Below are 2,755 nucleotides of genomic sequence, written 5' to 3' on the forward strand. Positions count from 1 at the left end.
CGAGAGCCGGATCAGCGCGGTCAACGCCAACGCCGAGGTCGCCGGCCTGCTGGCCCTGGACGAAGGCGCGGCTTGCCTGGTCGTCGATCGCCGCACCTGGCGCGAAGGCCGTGGCGTCACCCGCGTCCGCCAAATCTTCCCCGGCGAGGCCTACGACCTGGTGGCGCGGTTCGGGCCGGGCGCCTAAGTCCTCTGAGCGCGCGCGACCGGCGCCGCTTGGAGAAGACGCCATGGATCCGTACGCGATCGCCGTTCCGACCTATCTTCAGATGATCAAGGGCCTGTCGGCTCAGCTGACCAAGGCAGAGGCCTTCGCGGCCGAAAGCGGTCTTTCGCCCGAGGACTTGATTGGCGCGCGCCTGGCGCCGGACATGTTCCCCCTGTCCACTCAGGTGCGTTTCGTCTGCACCCAGGCCAGCGATCTGTTGCGCCACCTGACCGGCGCGGACTCTTTCGCGCCCACCGAGGACGCGACGGACTTCGAGGGACTGCGAGCCCAACTCGCCGACGCCGTGGCGCGACTGGAAGCGACCCCCGCCTCGGCCTTCGACGGCGCGGCCGAAAAGATGATCGAGCTGAAGCTGCCCAACGGAATCGTCTTCGACATGACCGGCGAGCAGTTCGTCCGCGACTGGGCCCTGGCGCAGTTCTATTTCCACGCGACCACCGCCTATGCGATCCTGCGCCACAAGGGCGTTCCGCTGGGCAAGCCCGACTGGGTCAGCCACATGTTCGCCTATATCCGACCGGGCACGCTGCCGGGCGGCTAGTCGAGCGGCGCGCTACTCGGGCATCGCCGGGTAGCGCGTCAGACCCTCGGGCGGAACCACCCAGTCCGGCCGGTCGCGGTCGAACAGCAGCATGGTCGGCTTGAACAGGCCGGGGTCGTCGAGGCTGCCGGCATAGATCGTGTGGCTGTCGTGCAGGCCGTGCTCGCCGCCGAACACGAGGCCGCCGCAGGTCGGGCAGGAATTGCGGGTCGATACGCCGCCCCGGAAGGCGCGGCTGCGATACTGGCGCGTGGGACCCGTGATCGTCAGCGCCGAGGCCGAAAATCCCATGAACGGGATAAAGCCCGAGCCAGAGGCTTTGCGACAGTCGGCGCAGCAGCACAGCCCCATGTAGTCGGGCGCGCTCTCAGCTTGCCATCTGAGCGCGCCGCACAGGCATCCGCCTTTAAAGCTGCTGGTGGTCATGGACCTATAGAGCCATAGCGTGAGGTGCGGTCAAACCCTTGCCGGAGAACAGGTTGCGGCCATGTCCAGCCTCGGGGCAAGACAAGTTGTCGCACCAATATCCGTAAATAATGACTCCAGAATTCACTGCGTCTCGGCCCAGTGTGGCAATTCGCCGCGCATGTAAACGTGCGTTTTCATTGGGAGCTTGTGGCGACGCGCGGCAATATATTCAGGTGGCCGTTGCGACAAGGAGTGTCGAAATGGAAATGCCTGACCAACCTTCTCTGTTGCAGATCCAGACGGGTCTGTTCGCGGCCCTCGTCGGCGTGCTGTCCGCCAAGGGCGCGGCGTCGCGACAGGAATTCGCCGAGGCGATGGATGTTCTGGCGCGCCACGAGCAGGACAGCCGGATCGCCGACTACTTCCACATGCTGGGCGAGGAGCTGCGGGGCTCAAGTCCGGCGGCGACGCGGCCGCTGCTGAAGCTGGTGGTGGGCGGGCTGGACAACGAGCGTCCGCCGATCTCGGCCTGAGCCCGAGTATTTGTCCTGGTGGCGGGGGGCGGGATCGAACCGCCGACCTGTGGGTTATGAATCCACCGCTCTAACCATCTGAGCTACCCAGCCAGACCAGGAGGCGGGGCTTATAGGCGAGAACCGCGCGGGATTTCAAGCCCGCCCCGTCCGCCTTGCTAATCCGCCACGATCGCCGCCGTCGTCCCGCCCAGCGCCTTCACCGCGTCGGCCGGCGCGAGCTTGACCTGCAAGCCCCGCTGTCCGCCATTGATGAAGACATAGGGCTCGGCGAGGGCCGCCGCTTCCATCACCGTCGGCAGGCGCTTCTTCTGGCCGAAGGGACTGACGCCGCCGACCTTGTAGCCGGTGATCCGCTCGGCGTCGGGCACGGGCGCCATGGCCGCCGACTTGCCTTTCAGCGCCGCGGCCAGCTTTTTCATGCTGACCTCCTTGTCGGAGGGCAGGATGGCGCAGGCGGGCTTGCCGTCGAGCATCACCACCAGGGTCTTGAGCACCCGGCGCGGGTCCTCGCCCAGCGCCTCGGCGGCCTGGAGACCAACACGTTCCGATCCAGGATCGTAGTCGTACGTATAAAGGTCGAACGCGACGCCGGCCTTGGTGAGTGCGATCGTGGCGGGAGTGCTCTTGGACATGATCCCGGTCATACCCAAGTGCTTCCGACGGTGGAATACGGAACAGTGATGACAGCTTTCGATCGACGGACCCTGCTGCGCGGCGCTCTTGGCCTAAGCGCGTTGGGACTACTTCCGGCCTGGGCGCGGGCCGCCGAGGGGGCGCGGTCGCCGGCGGCGCTGAGCGGCGAGGATATCAAGCTGACCATCGGTCACGTCATGCCGCGCATCGACGGCCGAGCGGGCCATGGCGTGGCGATCAACGGCACGATCCCGGGACCGCTGATCCGCTTGAAGGAAGGCCAGAACGTCCGGATCGCCGTGACCAACGCGCTCGATGAGGACACCTCGATCCACTGGCACGGCCTGCTCGTTCCGTTCCAGATGGACGGCGTGCCGGGCGTCAGCTTCCCGGGGATCAAGCCCGGCG

Annotated in this window: 6 protein-coding genes and 1 tRNA gene; 4 read left to right on the plus strand and 3 right to left on the minus strand. The window is 66.6% G+C overall.

All coding sequences use genetic code 11. The features are described from left to right. Positions 1 to 187: UTRA domain-containing protein (locus Q0379_RS00515; RefSeq protein ID WP_299002979.1), on the plus strand; the 187-nt coding region annotated here is incomplete at its 5' end. A 43-nt stretch (positions 188 to 230) separates the two neighbouring features. Further along, positions 231 to 770 carry a DUF1993 family protein gene (locus Q0379_RS00520; protein ID WP_299002982.1) on the plus strand — a complete coding sequence of 180 codons (540 nt, stop codon included), beginning with the start codon at positions 231 to 233 and terminating at the stop codon, positions 768 to 770. 12 nt (positions 771 to 782) lie between these two features. Here the strand turns inward: Q0379_RS00520 and Q0379_RS00525 are convergent, their stop codons facing one another. Further along, the gene (locus Q0379_RS00525; protein WP_299002985.1) at positions 783 to 1,196 is read right to left on the minus strand and encodes a GFA family protein; all 414 of its coding nucleotides are present in this window, start codon (positions 1,194 to 1,196) and stop codon (positions 783 to 785) included. A 242-nt stretch (positions 1,197 to 1,438) separates the two neighbouring features. Here Q0379_RS00525 and Q0379_RS00530 point away from each other — a divergent pair, with 242 nt between their 5' ends. Next, positions 1,439 to 1,711, plus strand: a complete 273-nt coding sequence (locus Q0379_RS00530; RefSeq protein WP_299002988.1) for a hypothetical protein — start codon at positions 1,439 to 1,441, stop codon at positions 1,709 to 1,711. A gap of 16 nt (positions 1,712 to 1,727) precedes the next feature. On the opposite strand, the gene Q0379_RS00535 is transcribed toward Q0379_RS00530, so the two are convergent. After that, a tRNA-Met gene (locus Q0379_RS00535) sits at positions 1,728 to 1,804 on the minus strand. A gap of 65 nt (positions 1,805 to 1,869) precedes the next feature. Beyond that, positions 1,870 to 2,346, minus strand: a complete 477-nt coding sequence (gene ybaK / locus Q0379_RS00540) for a Cys-tRNA(Pro) deacylase (protein WP_299002991.1) — start codon at positions 2,344 to 2,346, stop codon at positions 1,870 to 1,872. Between the two features lie 45 nt (positions 2,347 to 2,391). Between ybaK and Q0379_RS00545 the strand changes: the two genes are divergently transcribed. Then, positions 2,392 to 2,755, plus strand: a 364-nt coding sequence (locus tag Q0379_RS00545) for a multicopper oxidase domain-containing protein (protein WP_299002994.1), incomplete at its 3' end; no start/stop codon positions are given.

The organism is uncultured Caulobacter sp. (assembly GCF_937900395.1).
Classification (GTDB): Bacteria; Pseudomonadota; Alphaproteobacteria; order Caulobacterales; family Caulobacteraceae; genus Caulobacter.

Excerpts from the sequence above, each read along its gene's own strand:
- Q0379_RS00520 (WP_299002982.1), top strand. The coding sequence starts at position 231 with ATGGATCCGTACGCGATCGCCGTTCCGACCTATCTTCAGATGATCAAG.
- Q0379_RS00525 (WP_299002985.1), bottom strand. The coding sequence starts at position 1,196 with ATGACCACCAGCAGCTTTAAAGGCGGATGCCTGTGCGGCGCGCTCAGA.
- Q0379_RS00530 (WP_299002988.1), top strand. The coding sequence starts at position 1,439 with ATGGAAATGCCTGACCAACCTTCTCTGTTGCAGATCCAGACGGGTCTG.
- ybaK (WP_299002991.1), bottom strand. The coding sequence starts at position 2,346 with ATGTCCAAGAGCACTCCCGCCACGATCGCACTCACCAAGGCCGGCGTC.